The sequence below is a fragment of the Rhodopseudomonas parapalustris genome, assembly GCF_053772255.1.
The window spans coordinates 127,284-145,499 of sequence record NZ_JAMKBZ010000002.1; the positions used below are offsets into that span (position 1 = coordinate 127,284).

General features: G+C 65.9%; 19 protein-coding genes, 1 tRNA gene and 1 pseudogene. 9 read left to right on the forward strand and 12 right to left on the reverse strand.

The features are described from left to right. Positions 1–21 precede the first annotated feature (21 nt). Entirely contained in the window at positions 22–1,320 is a 1,299-nt protein-coding gene (locus M9H71_RS02610) for an AmpG family muropeptide MFS transporter (RefSeq protein ID WP_455403706.1), read from the reverse strand. A 228-nt stretch (positions 1,321–1,548) separates the two neighbouring features. Next, complete coding sequence (locus M9H71_RS02615) at positions 1,549–2,775, reverse strand: DNA recombination protein RmuC (RefSeq protein ID WP_455403707.1); 1,227 nt, start codon at positions 2,773–2,775, stop codon at positions 1,549–1,551. 149 nt (positions 2,776–2,924) lie between these two features. On the opposite strand from M9H71_RS02615, the gene def reads away from it, so the two are divergent. The 3 genes from def to truA all read left to right on the forward strand — a co-directional run bounded on the left by def (position 2,925) and on the right by truA (position 5,420). Further along, positions 2,925–3,452, forward strand: coding sequence for a peptide deformylase (gene def / locus M9H71_RS02620; RefSeq protein WP_455403554.1), 528 nt, complete (start codon positions 2,925–2,927; stop codon positions 3,450–3,452). Between the two features lie 80 nt (positions 3,453–3,532). After that, complete coding sequence (fmt, locus tag M9H71_RS02625) at positions 3,533–4,465, forward strand: methionyl-tRNA formyltransferase (protein WP_455403555.1); 933 nt, start codon at positions 3,533–3,535, stop codon at positions 4,463–4,465. A gap of 217 nt (positions 4,466–4,682) precedes the next feature. After that, entirely contained in the window at positions 4,683–5,420 is a 738-nt protein-coding gene (gene truA / locus M9H71_RS02630; protein ID WP_455403556.1) for a tRNA pseudouridine(38-40) synthase TruA, read from the forward strand. Between the two features lie 152 nt (positions 5,421–5,572). Here the strand turns inward: truA and dapE are convergent, their stop codons facing one another. Together dapE and dapD are read right to left on the reverse strand one after the other, a co-directional pair. Then, on the reverse strand, positions 5,573–6,730 hold the full coding sequence (gene dapE, locus M9H71_RS02635) for a succinyl-diaminopimelate desuccinylase (RefSeq protein ID WP_455403557.1): 1,158 nt from the start codon (positions 6,728–6,730) through the stop codon (positions 5,573–5,575). A gap of 7 nt (positions 6,731–6,737) precedes the next feature. Beyond that, positions 6,738–7,583 carry a 2,3,4,5-tetrahydropyridine-2,6-dicarboxylate N-succinyltransferase gene (dapD, locus tag M9H71_RS02640; RefSeq protein ID WP_164606779.1) on the reverse strand — a complete coding sequence of 282 codons (846 nt, stop codon included), beginning with the start codon at positions 7,581–7,583 and terminating at the stop codon, positions 6,738–6,740. A gap of 299 nt (positions 7,584–7,882) precedes the next feature. Between dapD and M9H71_RS02645 the strand changes: the two genes are divergently transcribed. From M9H71_RS02645 to M9H71_RS02660, 4 genes and pseudogenes are all read left to right on the forward strand, one after another. After that, complete coding sequence (locus M9H71_RS02645; RefSeq protein WP_455403558.1) at positions 7,883–8,182, forward strand: GIY-YIG nuclease family protein; 300 nt, start codon at positions 7,883–7,885, stop codon at positions 8,180–8,182. A 273-nt stretch (positions 8,183–8,455) separates the two neighbouring features. Continuing rightward, positions 8,456–8,689: pseudogene (locus tag M9H71_RS02650) on the forward strand (DUF4339 domain-containing protein); the annotation flags it as partial. Positions 8,690–8,710: 21 nt separating this feature from the next. After that, on the forward strand, positions 8,711–9,085 hold the full coding sequence (locus tag M9H71_RS02655) for a hypothetical protein (protein WP_415217374.1): 375 nt from the start codon (positions 8,711–8,713) through the stop codon (positions 9,083–9,085). A gap of 101 nt (positions 9,086–9,186) precedes the next feature. Continuing rightward, positions 9,187–9,540, forward strand: coding sequence for a hypothetical protein (locus M9H71_RS02660; RefSeq protein ID WP_455403559.1), 354 nt, complete (start codon positions 9,187–9,189; stop codon positions 9,538–9,540). 54 nt (positions 9,541–9,594) lie between these two features. Here the strand turns inward: M9H71_RS02660 and M9H71_RS02665 are convergent, their stop codons facing one another. From M9H71_RS02665 to rpmH, 8 genes are all read right to left on the reverse strand, one after another. Beyond that, positions 9,595–10,299, reverse strand: coding sequence for a pyrimidine 5'-nucleotidase (locus tag M9H71_RS02665; protein WP_455403560.1), 705 nt, complete (start codon positions 10,297–10,299; stop codon positions 9,595–9,597). Further along, the gene (locus M9H71_RS02670; RefSeq protein WP_455403561.1) at positions 10,296–11,294 is read right to left on the reverse strand and encodes a DUF1036 domain-containing protein; all 999 of its coding nucleotides are present in this window, start codon (positions 11,292–11,294) and stop codon (positions 10,296–10,298) included. The genes M9H71_RS02665 and M9H71_RS02670 overlap by 4 nt, the downstream gene beginning before the upstream one ends. A 107-nt stretch (positions 11,295–11,401) precedes the next feature. Beyond that, positions 11,402–12,298, reverse strand: a complete 897-nt coding sequence (gene argB / locus M9H71_RS02675; protein ID WP_107342826.1) for an acetylglutamate kinase — start codon at positions 12,296–12,298, stop codon at positions 11,402–11,404. A gap of 113 nt (positions 12,299–12,411) precedes the next feature. Beyond that, the gene (locus M9H71_RS02680; RefSeq protein WP_455403562.1) at positions 12,412–12,786 is read right to left on the reverse strand and encodes a DUF423 domain-containing protein; all 375 of its coding nucleotides are present in this window, start codon (positions 12,784–12,786) and stop codon (positions 12,412–12,414) included. Then, entirely contained in the window at positions 12,786–13,436 is a 651-nt protein-coding gene (yihA, locus tag M9H71_RS02685; protein WP_455403563.1) for a ribosome biogenesis GTP-binding protein YihA/YsxC, read from the reverse strand. The genes M9H71_RS02680 and yihA overlap by 1 nt, the downstream gene beginning before the upstream one ends. 151 nt (positions 13,437–13,587) lie before the next feature. Next, a complete protein-coding gene (yidC, locus tag M9H71_RS02690) occupies positions 13,588–15,456 on the reverse strand; it encodes a membrane protein insertase YidC (RefSeq protein ID WP_455403564.1) in 1,869 nt (622 codons plus the stop codon). A gap of 16 nt (positions 15,457–15,472) precedes the next feature. Continuing rightward, entirely contained in the window at positions 15,473–15,814 is a 342-nt protein-coding gene (gene rnpA / locus M9H71_RS02695) for a ribonuclease P protein component (RefSeq protein WP_164605142.1), read from the reverse strand. A 23-nt stretch (positions 15,815–15,837) separates the two neighbouring features. After that, a complete protein-coding gene (gene rpmH / locus M9H71_RS02700; RefSeq protein ID WP_006609582.1) occupies positions 15,838–15,972 on the reverse strand; it encodes a 50S ribosomal protein L34 in 135 nt (44 codons plus the stop codon). Between the two features lie 363 nt (positions 15,973–16,335). Here rpmH and M9H71_RS02705 point away from each other — a divergent pair, with 363 nt between their 5' ends. Both M9H71_RS02705 and M9H71_RS02710 read left to right on the forward strand, forming a co-directional pair. Beyond that, entirely contained in the window at positions 16,336–17,814 is a 1,479-nt protein-coding gene (locus M9H71_RS02705; protein WP_455403565.1) for a sensor histidine kinase, read from the forward strand. A gap of 324 nt (positions 17,815–18,138) precedes the next feature. Next, positions 18,139–18,215: transfer RNA gene (locus M9H71_RS02710), tRNA-Arg, on the forward strand. Position 18,216: the final 1 nt, after the last annotated feature.

The window sequence follows — 18,216 nt, forward strand, 5'->3', positions numbered from 1 at the left end:
AGAAGCTGGCGTCGCGTCCAGCTATACCTTCACCGGGCCGAGTGCGGCGAAATGGCCGCGACGCTGCAAGAAGGCCAGCAGCACCAGACTGGGCGCCGCGACCACCACACTGATCATGAAGAATGCCGGCCAGCCGGTGGCTTGCGCTACGTAGCCGGCGCTCGCCGACAAATAAGTTCGGCCGACGGCGGCGAGTGCGGTGAGCAGCGCGTATTGGGTCGCGGTGTGCAGCGGATTCTGGCACAGCGCCGACAGATAGGCGACGAAGATCACGGTGCCGATCGCGCCGGTGAAGTTCTCGACCGAGATCGCCAGCGCCAGCGCCCATTGGTTGATCCCGACGGTCGACAGCCAGGCGAACGCCAAATTCGAAACCGCCTGCAGCACAGCGCCGATCCACAGGCTGGCGACCAGCGAGTAGCGTCGCGCCAGGTAGCCGCCGGCGAATCCGCCGACCAGCGTCGCGATCAGGCCGACGCCTTTGACGATCGCCGCGTAGTCGTTGCGCGAATAGCCGAGATCGATCACGAACGGCGCCGTCATGGTGCCGGAGAACGCGTCGGTGAACTTGAACAGCACCACGAAGGCGAGGGCGGTGAGCGCATCCTTGCGGGTGAGAAATTCGGTGAAGGCGCCGAGCGCCGCGTGGACCACCCGTTTGAATCCGCTTTCGCCGCTGGTCGCCGCTTCGGCGCGGCGCGACTGCTCCGGCTCGGTGGCGAACAGGGCGGTGACGGTGCCGATCAGCACCATCGCGGCCATCGTCACATAGCCCCACATCCACGCCGTGCTGCGCGTCAGCCCGGTGCCCTCATAGGCGCTGACCAGGAACAGCAGGCCCGCGGTCGAGATCAGCATGCCGATCCGGTAGGCAGCCACGTAGGACGCCATGCCGGCGGCCTGTTCGTCTTCCGGCAGGCTCTCGACGCGGAAGGCGTCGATGACGATGTCCTGAGTCGCCGAGGCGGCGGCGACCAGCAACGCGCCGATCGCCACGAACAGCGGCGACTTCGCCGGATCGGTCAGCGCCAGCAGCAGGATCGCGGCGATCAGCAACAATTGCACGAACACCAGCCAGCCGCGCCGGCGCCCGAAGGTGCGGGTGAACAGCGGCAGGTGCAGCGCATCGACCAGCGGCGCCCAGATGAACTTCAGCGTGTAGGGGGTGCCGACCAGCGCGAACAACCCGATGGTGCCGAGATCGACGCCAGATTCCCGCATCCATACGAGCAGCGTCGAGCCGGACAGCGCCAACGGCAGCCCCGACGCGAAGCCGAGAAACAGCACCACCAGCACCCGCGGCTGCAAGTATACCGCCATCGCCTCGCGCCAGCCCGGCTTGGGCCTGTCGATCGGCGCGAGTGAGGCGTTCGGTGGGGTGTCGGACGAGGTCATGGCGAAGGGGTAACAGATTCGACGGCGGGCGGGCATGCCGCCGGAGAGCCCGCGCTTTTAGATCATGGCCATCATGTCGCTCGAAGCCGTGACCACGAACCAGACGTCATCGCCCGCGTATGCGGGCGATGACGGTGGGGGCGTGGCGTGGCCTCAGGCCGATGTGACCTCGTCGATCTTGAAGGCGCGCGAGGCGAATAGGTCGGCGCGGTCCGGGGCGAGCGGCGCCTCGTGGCTCGATGCCGAGGTGTGTGCTTCGGCCGACGCCATCGGTGCGGCCGCTTCGGGCGCCGTAAAATCCAGCTCCTCGATTCGCGCAGCGCGGCGTTCGATCTTGTCGGCCGAGATCAGGATCTGGCGGACGTCGTCGTTGACCTGGCCGAAATGGGTCTGCAGCTTGGTGACGCGCTCGCGCAGCCGCGCCAGATCGTCGGACAGGCTGAGCACTTCAGTGCGAATCTGGTCGGCGGCGTCGCGCATCCGCGCGTCTTTCAGGATCTGCTGCATCACCTGGATCGCCAGCATCAAGAGCGACGGCGACACCAGCACGACGCGGGCACGGTAAGCCTTCTGGATCACGTCGTCGAAGCCGTCGTGGATCTCCGCATAGACCGACTCCGACGGCACGAACATCAGCGCGGTATCCTGGGTCTCGCCCGGGATCAGGTATTTCGACGCGATGTCGTCGACATGGCGCATCACGTCGGTGCGCAGCCGCTGCGAGGCCGACTTTCTCTCCTCGTCGGTCCGCGCCTCGCGCAGTGCGGTGACTGCCTCCAGCGGGAATTTGGCGTCGATGCACAACGGCGGCTGATCCGGCATCAGCACCACGCAATCCGGCCGCTTGCCGGTCGACAGGGTGTATTGGAACGCGAACGAGCCCTTCGGCAGCCCGTCCTGCACGATCGTTTCCATGCGCGCCTGGCCGAACGCGCCGCGCGCCTGCTTGTTGGCGAGCACGTCGCGCAGCGTCGTCACCTGATCGGTCAGTTCGGTGAGGTTGTCGTGGGCGCGGTCGATGATGCCGAGACGCTCGTGCAGCGCCTGCAGGCTCTGCATGGTGTAGCGGGTCGACTGCGTCAGCGACTGGCCGAACCGGTGGGTGACGCTGTCGAGCCGTTCGCTCATCGCCCGCGCCATCTCGGCCTGGCGGCCGGCGAGCGCCCGGCCCATCGCATCGACCCGGCCGTTGGCCTCGTGCTGCGCCCGCATCAACAACGCCAGCCGTTGGTCGATCTCTGCACCCCGCCGCACGGCGCTGCCGCGTGCGACCAGCACGGCGATGATCGCGAGCAGCGCCAGCGCCACGGCTGCAAAAGCCGCGCCGGCCATGCCGACGCTGATCGGGAGGTCACCGAACCTGAACAGGATCTGATCCATCGCCGCCGGTGTCGCAGATTGCACGCTCATGGGGAACGAAGATAGAACGGGGCGCTGAACAGACCTTTAAGCCCGGCCGCGCCGAAAGTGGCAGAGGCTCCGTTCGGTCCCGGATTGACCGGACCGCCGTCGCCGCTTAAATCGCCGCCATGGCCTTACGCGAAATCATCATCCTGCCCGATAAGCGGCTGCGTGAAATCTCCAAGCCCGTCGCCGAGGTGACGAGCGAGATCCGCAAGCTCGCCGACGACATGTTCGAGAGCATGTACGAGGCGCCCGGGATCGGACTGGCGGCGATTCAGATCGCCGAGCCGGTGCGGCTGATCACGATGGACATTGTTCGCAAGGAGGGTGACGGCAAGAGCGATCCGCGTGCCTTCATCAATCCTGAGATCGTCGGCGCGTCCGCTGAGATGAACGTCTACGAGGAAGGCTGCCTGTCGATCCCGGAATACTATGCCGAGGTCGAGCGCCCGAAGACGGTGCGGATCCGCTTCACCGATCTCGACGGCAACGTGAAGGAAGAGGACGCCGACGGCCTGTTCGCGACCTGCATCCAGCACGAGATCGACCATCTCAACGGCGTGCTGTTCGTCGACCACCTGTCGAAGCTGAAACGCGCGATGGTGATCCGCAAGTTCGAGAAGGCCGCCAAGCGCGGTATCAAATACGTCTGAGCGCTCGGCAAGGTGACCGGCCGACGCGTTGCGGCCGCGCGGCCCACCGTCGGCCCAGACCTGCACGGGACCCTCACGTCATGCCTCTTCGCTTGGTTTTCATGGGCACGCCCGAGTTCGCGGTGCCGACCCTGCTGGCGCTGTCGGCCTATGGCCACGACATCGTCGCGGTCTACACCCGCGAGCCGAAGCCGGCCGGCCGCGGCATGAAGCTGCAGGAGACGCCGGTGGCGCTGGCCGCGCACCGGCTCGGCATCCCGGTGCTGACGCCGAAGACGCTCAAGACCGAGGATGCGCAGGCGGAGTTTCGCGCCCACGAGGCCGACGCCGCCGTCGTGGTGGCCTACGGCATGATTCTGCCGCAGCCGATTCTCGATGCTCCGCCGCTCGGCTGTTACAATCTCCACGGCTCGCTGCTGCCGCGCTGGCGAGGGGCCGCGCCGCTCAATCGCGCCATCATGGCGGGCGACGCGGAGTCCGGCGTGATGGTGATGAAGATGGATATCGGCCTCGACACCGGTGACGTCGCGATGGCCGAGCGGATCGCCATCACCGACGCGATGACCGTCACCGAGCTGCACGATGCGCTGGCGCGGCTCGGCGCCGATCTGATGGTGCGGGCGATGGCGGCGCTGGAGCGCGACCAGCTGCAGCTCACCAAGCAGCCCGAAGACGGCGTCACCTACGCGGCCAAGATCGACAAGGCCGAGGCGAAGATCGATTTTGCCCAGCCGGCGCGGGCGGTGCTACGCCACATTCACGGTCTCTCGCCGTTTCCGGGGGCCTGGTGCGAACTGCCGATCGATGGCGCGCCGGTGCGGATCAAGGTGCTGCGCTGCGCGCTCGCCGAGGGGCGCGGGACGCCGGGCGAACTGATCGGCGATGATCTCACCATCGCTTGCGAGGGCGGCGCGATCCGGGTGGTGCAATTGCAGCGCGCCGGCAAGCAGCCGATGACCGCCGAGGACTTCCTGCGCGGCACGCCGATCGCGAAGGGCGTGCGGGTGGGTTGAAGCACGAACCCTGCGCTCAGCGTTGTCGCAGGGGCGCCACCCCATTCTCGGCCGTCACCACCCGCGAAAGCGGGTGGCCCAGTATCCCAGAGCGCCCGTGATTGATAACCATCGCTCTGCAATACTGGGTCGCCCGGTCGAGCCGGGCGATGACGTGGCGGCGTGGGGCTTGCGCTCTGCTCAGGGCCACAAGCGCGTTCGCCGAAACAAGAGAAGCATGCCCCGCTACAAACTCACCATCGAATATGACGGCGCGCCGTTTTGTGGCTGGCAGTTGCAGCCGAAGCTTCCGTCGGTGCAGGGCGCGCTGGAGGCGGCGGCATTGGCGACCTGCGGCGAGGCGGTGCGGGTGCACGGCGCCGGCCGCACCGACGCCGGCGTCCACGCGCAGGGACAGGTCGCGCATGTCGAGATCGCCAAACCGTTCCGCGCCGACAAGCTGCGGGATGCGCTGAACGCGCATCTGCGGCCCAACCCGGTCGCGGTGCTGGCGGCCGAGATTGTGCCCGAGACGTTCGAAGCGCGGTTCTCGGCGGTGAGGCGGCATTATCGCTACCGCATCGCCAACCGCCGCTCCAATCTGGCGCTCGACCTCGGCAAGGTGTGGCGGGTGCCGAAGCCGCTCGACACCGACGCGATGCACCGGGCCGCGCAGGTGTTGATCGGTAAGCACGATTTCACGACGTTTCGCGACACCGAGTGCCAGGCCGCCTCGCCGGAGAAGACGCTCGACGTGCTCGATGTCATCCGCAACGGCGATGCGGTCGATATCATTACCAATGCCCGCTCCTATCTGCACAGCCAGGTCCGCTCGATGGTCGGTTCGCTGGTGTGGGTCGGCGAAGGCCGCTGGACCGCCGACGATCTCGCCGCTGCACTCGCCGCACGCAAACGTTCCGCCTGCGGCCCGGTCGCGCCGCCGGAGGGGCTGTATCTGATGCAGGTGGATTACTGAGTACGAAGGGGCACAAACATCTCGTTCGTCATTCCGGGGCGCGCGTAGCGCGAACCCGGAATCCCGATGTTGTAGCGAACGCAGCAGTGCCCTGAATCTCGGGATTCCGGGTTCGCGAGCTGCGCTCGCGCCCCGGAATGACGGTGTAGTTGTTACTTGAAATATCTCTCCAGCACGCCGCGATAGATCGCGGTCAGCTTGTCGAGGTCGCTGACCGGCGTGCGTTCGTCGATCTGGTGCATGGTTTGGCCGACCAGGCCGAATTCGACCACCGGGCAATATTTGGCGATGAAGCGCGCGTCGGAGGTGCCGCCGCCGGTGTTGAGGTCGGGCGTCCGTCCGGTCACTTCCGAGATCGACGCAGAGACAAGGTCGGTGAAGGTGCCCGGCTTGGTGACGAACACGTCGGCGTTCGACGGCAGCCAATCGATCCGGGCGCGGATGCGGTTGCCGCAGGCTGCCGCGAGCCTCTGTTCGACCAGCGCCTTCAGCGTGTCCTGCGTATGGTGATCGTTGAAGCGGATGTTGAACTTGGCGCGTGCCTGCGCCGGGATCACGTTGGTGGCGGCGTTGCCGACATCGACCGAGGTGAATTCCAGGTTCGACGGCTGAAACTGTGCCGAGCCATGGTCGAGCGGCTCGTCGTTCAGCGCGGTGATCAGCCTGGCGATATCCGGCACCGGATTGGCGGCGCGGTGCGGGTAGGCGACGTGGCCCTGTGTGCCATCGACGATCAGCACGCCGGATTGCGACCCGCGCCGGCCGATCTTGATGGTGTCGCCGATCGCCTCGACGTTGCTCGGCTCGCCGACGATGCAGTGATCGAATTGCTCGCCACGCTCGGCGGCCCATTGCAGCAGCTTGACGGTGCCGTTGACGGCGACGTCTTCCTCGTCGCCGGTGATCAGGAACGAGATCGACCCGTTCGGCCGGCCGCCGTGCGACGCCAGATAGTCCAGCGTCGCCGCGACCGCGCAGGCGATGCCGCCTTTCATGTCGACCGCGCCGCGGCCGTACAGCAGACCGTCCGCCACGTCACCGGAGAACGCGCCGTGCGTCCAAGCGCTCGCTTCGCCCGGCGGCACCACGTCGGTATGGCCGGCGAAGCAGAGATGCGGCGCGGCATCGCCGATCCGGGCGTAGAGATTGTCGATGTCGGCGGTGCCGGCTTCTGAGAAGGTGACGCGATGCACGTCGAAGCCGGCGCCCTTCAGCAGCGCTTCCAGCACGCCGAGCGCGCCGGCGTCGGCCGGCGTCACCGACGGGCAGCGCAGCAGGTCACGCGCGATGTCGAGCGCGGTCGCGGTCACGGTTCGCTCAGTCCCGCAGCAATTCGTTGATCGAGGTCTTGGAGCGGGTGCGCTCGTCGACGCGCTTGACGATCACCGCGCAGGCGGTGGCCGGGCCGGGCGCGCCGTTCTTCATCGGCTTGCCTGGCAGGGTGCCGGGCACCAGCACGGCGTATTCCGGCACTTCGCCGATGAAGACCTCGCCGGTTTCGCGGTCGACGATCTTGGTCGAGGCGCCGAGGAAGACGCCCATCGCCAGCACCGCGCCCTTGCGCACGATCACGCCCTCGGCGACTTCGGAGCGGGCGCCGATGAAGCAGTCGTCCTCGATGATCACCGGGCCGGCCTGCAGCGGCTCGAGCACGCCGCCGATGCCGGCGCCGCCGGAGATGTGGACGCGCTTGCCGATCTGGGCACAGGAGCCGACCGTGGCCCAGGTGTCCACCATGGTGCCTTCATCGACGTAAGCGCCGAGATTGACGAACGACGGCATCAGCACTGCGTTCTTGGCGATGAAGGCCGAGCGGCGCACGATCGCGCCCGGCACCGCGCGGAAGCCTGCCTCGCGAAAACGGTTCTCGCCCCAGCCCGCGAACTTCGACGGCACCTTGTCCCACCAATTGGCGCCGCCGGGGCCGCCTTCGATCACGCCCATGTCGTTGAGCCGGAACGACAGCAGCACCGCCTTCTTCAGCCACTGATTGACCGTCCAGGCGCCGGAGGCGTCGCGCTGCGCCACCCGCACCTTGCCGTCGTCGAGCAGATCGAGCGCGTCCTCCACCGCCTGGCGAATCTCGCCCCCGGTCTTGGCGCTGATCGTGTCCCGCGCGTCAAAAGCGGTATTGATGGCGGATTCAAGAGCGGTGAGCGGCATCGACAGGTCCTTGGGAAGCGGATTTCGGGAGAGTTTTGCGGAGTGTTGTCCGGATTCGCCGCAGCGGAGTCAAGGCGCCGCCGCGTCCCCCCACGTCGTCGTCCGGCTCGTCCTGGCGATCCAGTATCCCGGGGCGGCGGATGGAAGATCGCGAGCGCTCTGGAATACTGGGTCGCCCGCCTGCGCGGGCGATGACGGTTGTGGATGGGGAGGCGCCAACTTCCATTCTCCAACGTCGTCGCCCGGCTTGTCCGGGCGATCTAGTATCCCAAAGCATTGGACCGTCTGGGAGGTCGCCGATGTCGCGTCAGTTTTACGTCTACATCCTGGCCAGTCGGATCGGCGGGACGATCTACGTCGGCGTCACCAATGACCTCGTCCGCCGTATAGCCGAGCACAAATCCAAAGAGGTCGAGGGGTTCACGCTGCGCTACGGCGTCGATCGGCTGGTGTATTTCGAAGTCTTCGACAGTATCGAGAACGCGATCCGGCGCGAGAAGCGACTGAAGAAATGGCCGCGCGAATGGAAGATCAGACTGATCGAGCAGCAGAATCCGGATTGGAATGATCTGTACCCCGAGATCGCCGGTCCGCCCTAGATTAAGCGGTACTCTGGAATACTGGGTCGCCCGCCTGCGCGGACGATGACGGTTGGGGATGTGGCGACGCCAACTTCCATTCTCCCAAGTCGTCGCCTGGCTTGTCCGGGCGATCAGTATCCCAGGGCTATGGACGGAAGGCGCCCGAGCGCTTCGGGAGGCTGGGCGCTCGCATTCCGCAAAATTTCGAGTGTAATTATTTGCACTAAACGCATTGCGTGCGTTCCTGAACGCTGTAGTATCTTGGTTCATTTTCAATTTTGGATTTGATTGATGACGGATTTTTCCGACGGCCTCCCGTCTCGAGGCGCGCCTCGATTGCCGCCTTCGACTCAAACGGCGCCTCCAGCCAGTCCCCCGCCCCATCCATTGGACAGCGAGTGGTTCATACATCTTGGTGGAGAAACTTACGGCCCGTACTCAGGCCATAGACTGTCTGAGTTCCTCAAAGAAGGGCGAATCGATGGGGCAACTCAGGTTTTGGCCGTCGGAAGTGAGAATTGGCAGCACGCTGCTGAGGACCGACGATTGTCATCGTTGTTCAGCAAGGGGCGAAGCCAATCAGCCGAGACTACTCCGCCGCCGATATCCGCCGCCGCCGGTGCAACCGTCGTTCAGGTGACGAACCAGATTGCTCCTCAAACACTGCTTCTGACCGAGGACGGCGACTTTGGACCCAAGTCGGCCGGTGTTGCGCTACTTCTCTCGTTTCTCCTTTGCGGGGCAGGGCAGATGTATTGCGGCCGAGTCGGCAAAGGCTTTCTGATGTTGTTCGGAGCGATCGCGCTTTGGTTCATTCTACTCGGATGGATTATTCAGATCTGGTCGATGATCGATGCTTATCAAACCGCGAAACAAATGAACCTTCGGTTTCTCAGGCGACTGCAAGCCGGCGCGCTATGAACCAGCGGAGGGCTTCGAAGGACGGTTTGGTTTTCTGTCCAGGTTGTGGAGCCGATCTGAATCCAAACGCCCTGAAATGCAGTTCTTGCGGAGGGCTCGTCATGATCGAGCGAACCTCGGCGAGAATTAGGCTTTTCCTGCGCCATCAAGCGATCGGCTTCGGAGAGCGATTGCGGGATCGAGACTATTTTCTTTGGTTATTGGCGGCGATCCCGCTGGTCGTTTTGGCGCCAGTCGCCGCATTGGTAATCAGCGTATGGCCTTCTCTTCGTCCAAACGCTCAGTCATCTCAGCTTCGAGGCAAACCCGACCTAATGGTCTTGCTGGTTGCAACGTGCAACATCGTATTGAGCATCGTGTTCTGGAAATGGGTTGGGAGCCACCTCCTCTCGCTGTCTCCAGTGGGGACTTGGTTCTTCCATCTGTTCGGTCTTGGTCAGTCCATTGCGATCTGAGACGCAATGCAGGTCCCGGCGCTCAGGGGACGTCCTTTATTGTCGAGAAGTCGGTTAGGTGCGATTGCCCGTAACTAACGACAAAAACCCCGTCAGATCATCCGTGACGTGATCGACATGGGCGGCGTCGCGGCCTTCTAATTCCCAGTCTTCGCGCACCACGTCCTGGCTGCCGTCGGGGACCACCAGGACCGTGGTCATGCCGAGCTGGTGCGGCACGGTGAGGTTGCGGGCGAGGTCTTCGAACATCGCGGCGCGGGCCGGGTCGACGCCGTGGCGGTCGAGGAAGCGGCGGTAGGTCTGCGGCGCCGGCTTCGGCTCCAGCTCGGCGGCGATGATGTCGAACACCGCCTCGAAGTGATGGCCGATGCCGAGCCGCTCCAGCACCTTGCCGGCGTGGGCGACCGAGCCGTTGGTAAGGATCAGCTTGCGCCCCGGCAGCCGTTCGATCGCATCGCCCATCGCCGGGTTCGGCAGCAGCGGCGAATGGTCGATGGCGTGGACGTAGCGGAGATAATCGTCGGCGTGGACGCCGTGCTCGGTCATCATCCCGCGCATCGTGGTGCCGTAGCGCTTGTAGTAGTCCTTCTGGATCCGGAACGCTTCCTCCGGCGACACTTTCAGCCAATCGGCGACGAAGTCGCGGATCCGCGCGTCGACCTGCTGCCACAGATTGAGGTGATGCGGGTAGAGCGTGTTGTCGAGGTCGAACACCCAGGTCTCGACCTGGTCGAAGCCGCGTTTGCCGAGCTGCATCATGGTGCCGAGAACCTCAGGGTCTTGCCGCCGGAAAGATCGACCAGTGCGAAGCCGGTGGCGGCGAGGCCGCGCCCGGCGCAGTCGCCCTGTTCGCCGATCTCGAATTTGCTGTCGCGGGTGCACAGCGTGTTGCCGCCGCCCCAGTTCAACGCGCGGCCCTTGATGCTGATCGGGCGGCCGCTGCCATCGACTGCTTCGGCGAAGCTGAACACCCGCTTCGGCTGAGTGCCGAGGTCGGGGCGCAGGCACTCGCCGGGCGCGACGCCGTACCAGCCGCGGCTGGTGATGGTCTTGCCGTCGTCTTCGCCGACCGCAGCCATGATCTTGTACTTGGTGTCGTTGCACCAGGTCAGCCCGCTGCCGGACGGTTGCTGCACCGCCTTGATCATCACGTCGAAGAAATCCGGCGCATCGACGATCTCAGGCTTCAGGCCGCGGCTCTTGAGGAACGCGGACAGCGCGGCTTGCGTCTTTGGGCCGTCGACGCCGTCGATCGGTGAGGCGTCGTAGCCGGCGATCAGCAGCAGGCGCTGGATCGCGGCGAGCTTGGCCTGCTCGTCGTCGTAGCCGGAGTCCTCGGCCAGATACGCGATCTTGTTGCCGTCCTCGGTGTCGGTCGGCCTGATCTCGGTGAAGGCGGCCAGCGTCTGGTTGCCGCGGCACTGCCGGGCGGCGGCGATGACGAAATTGTCCTCGGCGACGCACAGCCGGTCGGTGCCGTTCTGCGGCAGCGGCGAAGCGCCGTACAGCGGCAGCACGCGGGCGTTCAGCATGATCTTGTCGGCGTTGAGCGCGCCCTGCACCACCACCCGGCATTGCGCCGGATCGATCCGCAGCCAGCCGCGCGTCGCCGTGGTGCCGCTCGAATCCACCCCGATCGCCGCCTCGACCACGTAGCTCATGCGGTTGCACAGCTTCAGGTCGGCGTGGGCGGCGGAGGTGAGGGTGACGGTTGTGACAAGGGTGGCGAGGGCGCGCGCTCTCCACCCCGTCATGCCCGGCCTTACGCTGGGCATCCACGTCTTGCGGAGAAAGCCGCCGGAAAGACGTGGATGGCCGGGACGAGGCCGGCCATGACCGATGTTGTCGCCGCCGCCTCGCATCACTTGTGGATCAGCGTGCCGGTGCCCTGGTTGGTGAACAGTTCGAGCAGCACCGCGTGCGGGACCTTGCCGTCGAGGATGACGACGCCTTCGACGCCCTGTTCGAGTGCGTAGATGCAGGTCTCGACCTTCGGGATCATGCCGCCCGAGATGGTGCCGTCGGCGATCAGCTTGCGGGCGTCCTTGATCGACAGTTCGGGGATCAGCTTCTTGTTCTGATCCAACACGCCCGGCACGTCGGTCAGCAGCAACAGGCGCTTGGCCCGCAGCGCGCCGGCGACGGCGCCGGCGAAGGTGTCGGCATTGACGTTGAAGGTCTGCCCCGACGCGGAGGTCGCCAGCGGCGCCAGCACCGGAATCAGCTCGTGGCCGATGAGCTGGTTGAGCAAGGTCAGATCGACCTTTTCGGGTTCGCCGACGAAGCCGAGGTCGATCACCTCCTCGATCCGCGAATCCGGATCGACCATGGTGCGGGTCGCCTTGGTGGCGGACACCATGTTGCCGTCCTTGCCGCACAGCCCGACCGCCTTGCCGCCGGCCTCGTTGATGTAGCCGACGAGCTGCTTGTTGATCGAGCCGGCCAGCACCATCTCGACGATCTCGATGGTGGCGGCATCGGTGATGCGCAAGCCGGCGGCGAATTCCGACTTGATGCCGAGGCGCTTGAGCATCTGCGCGATCTGCGGTCCGCCGCCGTGCACCACGACCGGGTTCACCGCGGTCTGCTCGAGCAGCACGATGTCGCGGGCGAACGCCTTGGCGGTGTCCTCGGCGCCCATGGCGTGGCCGCCGTATTTGATGACGATGGTTTCCTCGTCGTAGCGCTGCATGTGCGGCAGCGCCTCGGACAGAATCCGAGCCTGATCGAGCGGGCTGATGACGGGCACGTCGGTCATGAAGCGGTCTTTCGAACTGAAGGGACGATCTGAACGAGCAATTTCGAAGCCGTTGCGGCGGGACAAATCGCTAGCACTTCAGCACGGCCGATCCTAGAGGCCGCGCGTGCGGGTCAGGCCCCGCGGCGCGGCCACAGCGCGGCGATCGCAAGCAGCAGCCAGCTTCCGATCAGGACCATGCCGCCGGTCGGCGCCGCCATCGGGAACAGGCTGTGGCCGGCGAACTGCCGCAGCGACAGATCGCCGGCGAACAGAGCCGTGCCGAACACGAAGCCGAAGCTCGCGGCCAATCCGGGGATCCGATGGGCGAGGCCGCGCTCCACCAGCAGCGCCGCGGCGGCCATCGCGCAGGCGTGAAACAGCAGCATCGACGAGGCAGGGCCGAGCCGGCCGGCGTCCGGCACATGGGCGGCCGCGGCGGCGAGCGCCACGCCGGCGGCGCCGTACAAGCCCGCGATCGCGATCAGCAGGCGCAGGGCGGCGGTCATCAGCGGCGCTCGTCGAGCAGGCGGATCATCGCGGCGCGCAGCTCCGGCATTCCGGCGCCGGTGCGCGACGAGGTGGTGAGCACCTCGGGGAACGCGGCCGGGTGCCTCGCCAGCGCCGCGACCGTGGCGGTCACCCGCTCGGCGAGCTCGGCGGCTTTGACCTGGTCGGCCTTGGTCAGGACGATCTGGTAGCTGACAGCGGCCTTGTCGAGCGTCTTCAGGATGTCGAGGTCGACGTCCTTCAGGCCGTGGCGGCCGTCGATCAGCACATAGACCCGGGCCAGCGTGGCGCGGCCCTGCAGGAAATGATGGATCAGCGAGGTCCACGACGCGACCTTGGCCTTTGAGGCGGCGGCGTAGCCGTAGCCGGGCATGTCGACCAGCCGCAGCCCGGCGTTGGGCGGACCTTCGAAGAAGATCAGCTCCTGGGTGCGGCCCGGGGTGTGCGAGGTGCGGGCCAGCGCGTTGCGCCCGGTGAGCGCATTGATCAGGCTGGACTTGCCAACGTTGGAGCGGCCCGCGAAGGCGATTTCGACGCTGCCCATCGGCGGCAGTGTTTCGATCGAGGGCGAGGCCCAGATGAAGTGCCAGTCGCCGGCGAACATCTTGCGGCCGCGTTCGATCAGGTCGGGCTCGATGGCGTCAGTCATGCGGCGAGGCTCCGAAACTGATGCGGGCCTGGGCCCGGTGCTGGCGTCGTTCCCGCGCCCTCGTGAAACCAGCGAAACCGGAATCGCCGTGCAGCTCGAAATTCCAGAGCTGCGCGCCTCACGGCACGCAGCCCGGAATGACGAGGTCGTCTCAGGTCGGCTTTTTCTTCTTGGCGAAGCTGGTTCTCAGATTGTCCCAGAGCTCCACCCTCACGCCGTTGCGCTGCATGATGAAGGCCTGCTGCGCTACTGACAGAGTGTTGTTCCAGGCCCAGTAGATCACTAGACCAGCCGGGAAGTGCGCCAGCATGAAGGTGAAGATCACCGGCATCCAGGCGAAGATCATCTGCTGGGTCGGATCCGGCGGCTGCGGGTTCAGCTTCATCTGGAACCACATCGTGAAGCCCATCACCAGCGGCCAGGCGCCGAGCACCAGATAGTGGCCGAGCACCGGGATCGCGGTCGGATCGTAGGGGATCAGGCCGAACAGATTGAAGATGTTGGTCGGATCCGGTGCCGACAGATCGTGAATCCAGCCGAAGAACGGCGCGTGCCGCATTTCGATGGTGACGAACAGCACCTTGTACAGCGAGAAGAACACCGGGATCTGCAGCAGGATCGGAAGACATCCGGCGACCGGATTGATCTTCTCCTTGCGGTAGATCTCCATCATTTCCTGCTGCTGCTTCACCTTGTCGTCGGGGTGACGCTCCTTCAATGCGGCGAGCTGCGGCTGGATCGCCTTCATCTTCGCCATCGAGGCGTAGGACTTGTTGGCGAGCGGCAGGAACAGGAGCTTGACCAGCACCGTCACCAGCAGAATCGCGACGCCGAAATTCCCGACCATGTGGAAGAAGAAGTCGAGCGCCAGGAACATCGGCTTGGTGATGAAGTAGAACCAGCCCCAGTCGATCAGCAGGTCGAAGTGGTTCAGCCCGAGCTGGCGATCGTAACCGCCGAGCCCGGCGAACGGGAAGTTGATGCCGACCACCCGGGCTTCCTTCGCACCGGCGAACAGCCGGGCGTTGGCCGTGGCGGTGCCGCCGATCGGGATGGTGCGGGCGTCTTCCAGATAGTCGGTCTGGTAGGTGGTGACCTTGCCCGTCTGGCTCGCCGAGAACCGCGCCTGGAGCTGGGCGCTGGTGTCGGGCAGCAGCGCCGAGGCCCAGTACTTGTCGGTGATGCCGAGCCAGCCATTGGTGGCCTTGAGGCTCACCGATTTGGCTTCGTCGATCTTCTTGTAGGAGTATTCCTGCAGGCCGTGCTCGCCGAGATAGCCGATCAGACCTTCGTGCAGAATGTAGTAGCCTTCGACGTGCGGGGTGCCGTGGCGCGAGATCAGCGCGAACGGATACAGCGTCACCGGAGCGCCGCCGGTGTTAGTGACGTCGTCCTTGATGGTGAACAGATAACGGTCGTCGACGGTGATCTGGCGGCGGAAGGTCAGGCCCTCGCCATTATCCCATTTCAGGGTGATGGGGCTGGCCGGGGTCAGCGCGCCGGAGCCTTCCTGGGTCCATACCGTGTTCTGGTCGGGCAGCTTGACGCTGGCGCCCGCGGCGCCGACCCAGCCGAACTCGGCGTAATACGGCCTTTCGCTGCCCGACGGCGAGAACAGCTCGATCGGCGGCGACTTCGGGTCGACCGTTTCGCGATACTGCGTCAGCGCCAGATCGTCGATCCGGGCGCCCTTTAGCGCGATCGAACCGGCCAGCCGCGGGGTCTCGATCTTGACCCGCGGGGCGGCGGCGAGCGCGGCTTCGCGGCTCACGGTCGGGGCGGCGGCCGGCTGCGGGCTGGACGGGGCAGCGGCGCTGGGTGCGCCTGGGGCTGCCGGCGTCGTGGCGGCCGGCGCGGTGCCGTCCTGGGGCTTCGCGGCCTGCTGCTGCAATTGCTGCTGCTGAGCCTGCTGAGCGGCGCGCTGCTTCTCCATCTGCGGGATGTTGAAGAAGTATTGCCAGCCGAGCAGCACGAGGCCCGACAGAACGACGGCGAGAATGGTGTTGCGATTGTCGGACATCGTCGGGTCTCGTCACTCACGCAGGTTTGGGTGATCGCCGCGACAGTCGCTCGAGCGCGGAGCGCAGATCGCCGAGCATGACGGCAAAGTCGCGGCTCAATGCCGCGCGGCGTCCGACCAGCACATAGTCGCTGTGCGGCAGCAGAAAACCGCGATCCGTCCGCTTCACCAATTCGCGCAGTCTGCGTCGAATTCGATTGCGTTCGGTCGCGGTGCCGATTTTCTTGGTTACGGTAAAGCCGACCCGGATCGGGCCCTGATCTTCGCGGCGCAGGCTCTGCAGCACGAAGGCAGGCCCATTGATCCGCAGCCCGCCGGCAACGGCGATGAAATCCGCCCGCTGCCGTAACCGCTCCATCAACAGGTCCCGGGCAAGCCCGCTCAGGCGCTCAGACGCTTGCGTCCGCGGGCGCGGCGCGCCGCCAGCACCTTGCGGCCACCGGTGGTGGCGAGACGGGCACGAAAGCCGTGACGGCGCTTGCGCACCAATTTGCTGGGTTGATAAGTCCGCTTCACGGGTCGTTCTCCGTTGCCGGGTCAGTTATTCACCGGGTCAGTTAGTCATCAGTGGTGGGTAAGCCCGGTGATGCCGGCCCACAGATGAGCCGGATGCAGCCCAAAAATGAACCGCCCCGGGCAGAGCCGGGTCATCGCGGACAGTTGGCGCGGCTTATACGGGAGCGTCCTGTTTTCGTCAATTGCACCCGTCACCGCATCGACGGTGTCGAAGCCGCGCTGGTTACCCCCGCTGGGGCCGCGATCACGCATGAGAAAACGGTAATTTGACCTCTATCCGGCGAAGGAGCATCTTGACTTTAGACGATGTCGCGAATCCGGCCCGATGCGGGCTGCGAGGAGCGGGGCCGAGAGCGAGGTTCGGTGCAGACCACGGACAGACAGCCGGAGACGCATGTTTGGCGGCGCGGCCTGGAGCCCAAGATCGGGCTGTCCGGCAAGCTATTGCTGCTGACGATTCCGCTGATTCTGATCGCCGAAATCCTGATCTACGTGCCGTCGATCGCCAATTACCGGCTGAACCGGCTGAACGACCGCCTGGCGGCCGCCAATACGGCGGCGCTGGTGCTGGACGCGTCGCCCTCGGGGCGGGTGCCGGATTCGCTCGCCAAGCAGATTCTCGATTCGATCGAAGCGCGCGCGGTGGCGATCAAGATGGGGCAGCAGCGCCGGCTGCTCGCCAGTTCCGATCTGCCGACCAAGGTCGATCACGTCGTCGACATGCGCCACGTCACGCCGTGGGGCGCGATCCTGGATTCCTTCGTGGTGATGCTGGAGAGCGGTAACCCGGCGATCCGCGTGATCGGTCCGGCCGAGGGCAATGCCGAATTCATCGAGGTGGTGATCGACGCCGCGCCGCTGCGCAACGCGATGTACCGGTTCTCGTCCAATCTGCTGCTGGTGTCGCTGACCATCACCAGTCTGACCACGGCGCTGATCTATCTGGCGCTGCACTTCCTGTTCGTGCGGCCGATGCGGCGGCTGACTGCCAATATGGTGAATTTCCGCCGCGATCCGGAAAGCCCGGCCTCGATCGTGGTGCCGGGGCCGCGCGGCGACGAGATCGGGCTGGCCGAGCGCGAACTCTCCGACATGCAGCGCGATCTGGTGTCGATGCTGCATCAGAAGAGCCGGCTCGCCGCGCTTGGCCTCGCGGTGTCCAAGATCAACCACGATCTGCGCAACCTGCTGGCGTCGTCGCAGCTTCTGTCCGACCAGCTCTCCAGCGTCCCGGACCCGCGGGTGCAGCGGTTCGCGCCCAAGCTGGTGCGCTCGCTGGAGCGGGCGATCGCGTTCTGCCAGTCGACTCTGTCCTACGGCCGGGCCCAGGAGGCGGCGCCGGACCGCCGTTCGATCCTGATCGAGCCGTTGGTCAACGACGTCCGCGAAACAGCCGGGCTCGCCGACGAGGCCGCGATCACCTGGGTCAGCGCAATCGAGCGTGGCCTGACCATCGATGCCGACCCCGACCAACTGTTCCGGGTGCTGCTCAATCTGGTGCGCAACGCCGCGCAGGCGCTGGAAAGCCTGCCGCGCGGCGACGCCAATCCGCTGCAGATCCGCATCACCGGCCGCCGCGAAGGTTCGGTCACGGTGCTGGAGGTGTCCGACACCGGCCCCGGCGTGCCGCAGAAGGCGCGCGACCACCTGTTCGAGGCGTTCCACGGCTCGGTACGGGCCGGTGGCTCGGGGCTCGGCCTCGCGATCGCCGCCGAGCTGGTGCGCGCTCATGGCGGCGAGATCAATCTGGTCGAGGGCACGATCGGCGCCACCTTCCGGATCTCGATTCCCGATCGCCCGGTCGATCTGCACAGCCTGCGCAACGAACGCGCCCGCGCCTGACCCAAGGCGCGGCCTCTTCGAACCCGGCCGCCGTTCCGCGCGCAATCGTCCCTGTTGGCGCCCACAACCGGCGCCGCCGCGATCCGGCGCCGCCTTTGCCGACGTCACTGCGCACCTTGCGGAGCTCGCCCGGCGCCGATGCCGGCGGGTTTTCCCGGCCGGAATCGCTACGCGGCGGGCGTCGTCGTCGATCCGTCAGAAAAGAGCATCCGCGGCGCTTGCCAATCCGGATCGGAGCCGCTAGCTATGGCGGCCTTCGCAGCGCTTCGCCGCTGCGGAACGCCAGCGGCTCCAGGCACCACGCCCAGCGAGCCCGCGGCAGACGCGCCCGTAGCTCAGCTGGATAGAGCACCAGACTACGAATCTGGGGGTCAGAGGTTCGAATCCTTTCGGGCGCGCCAT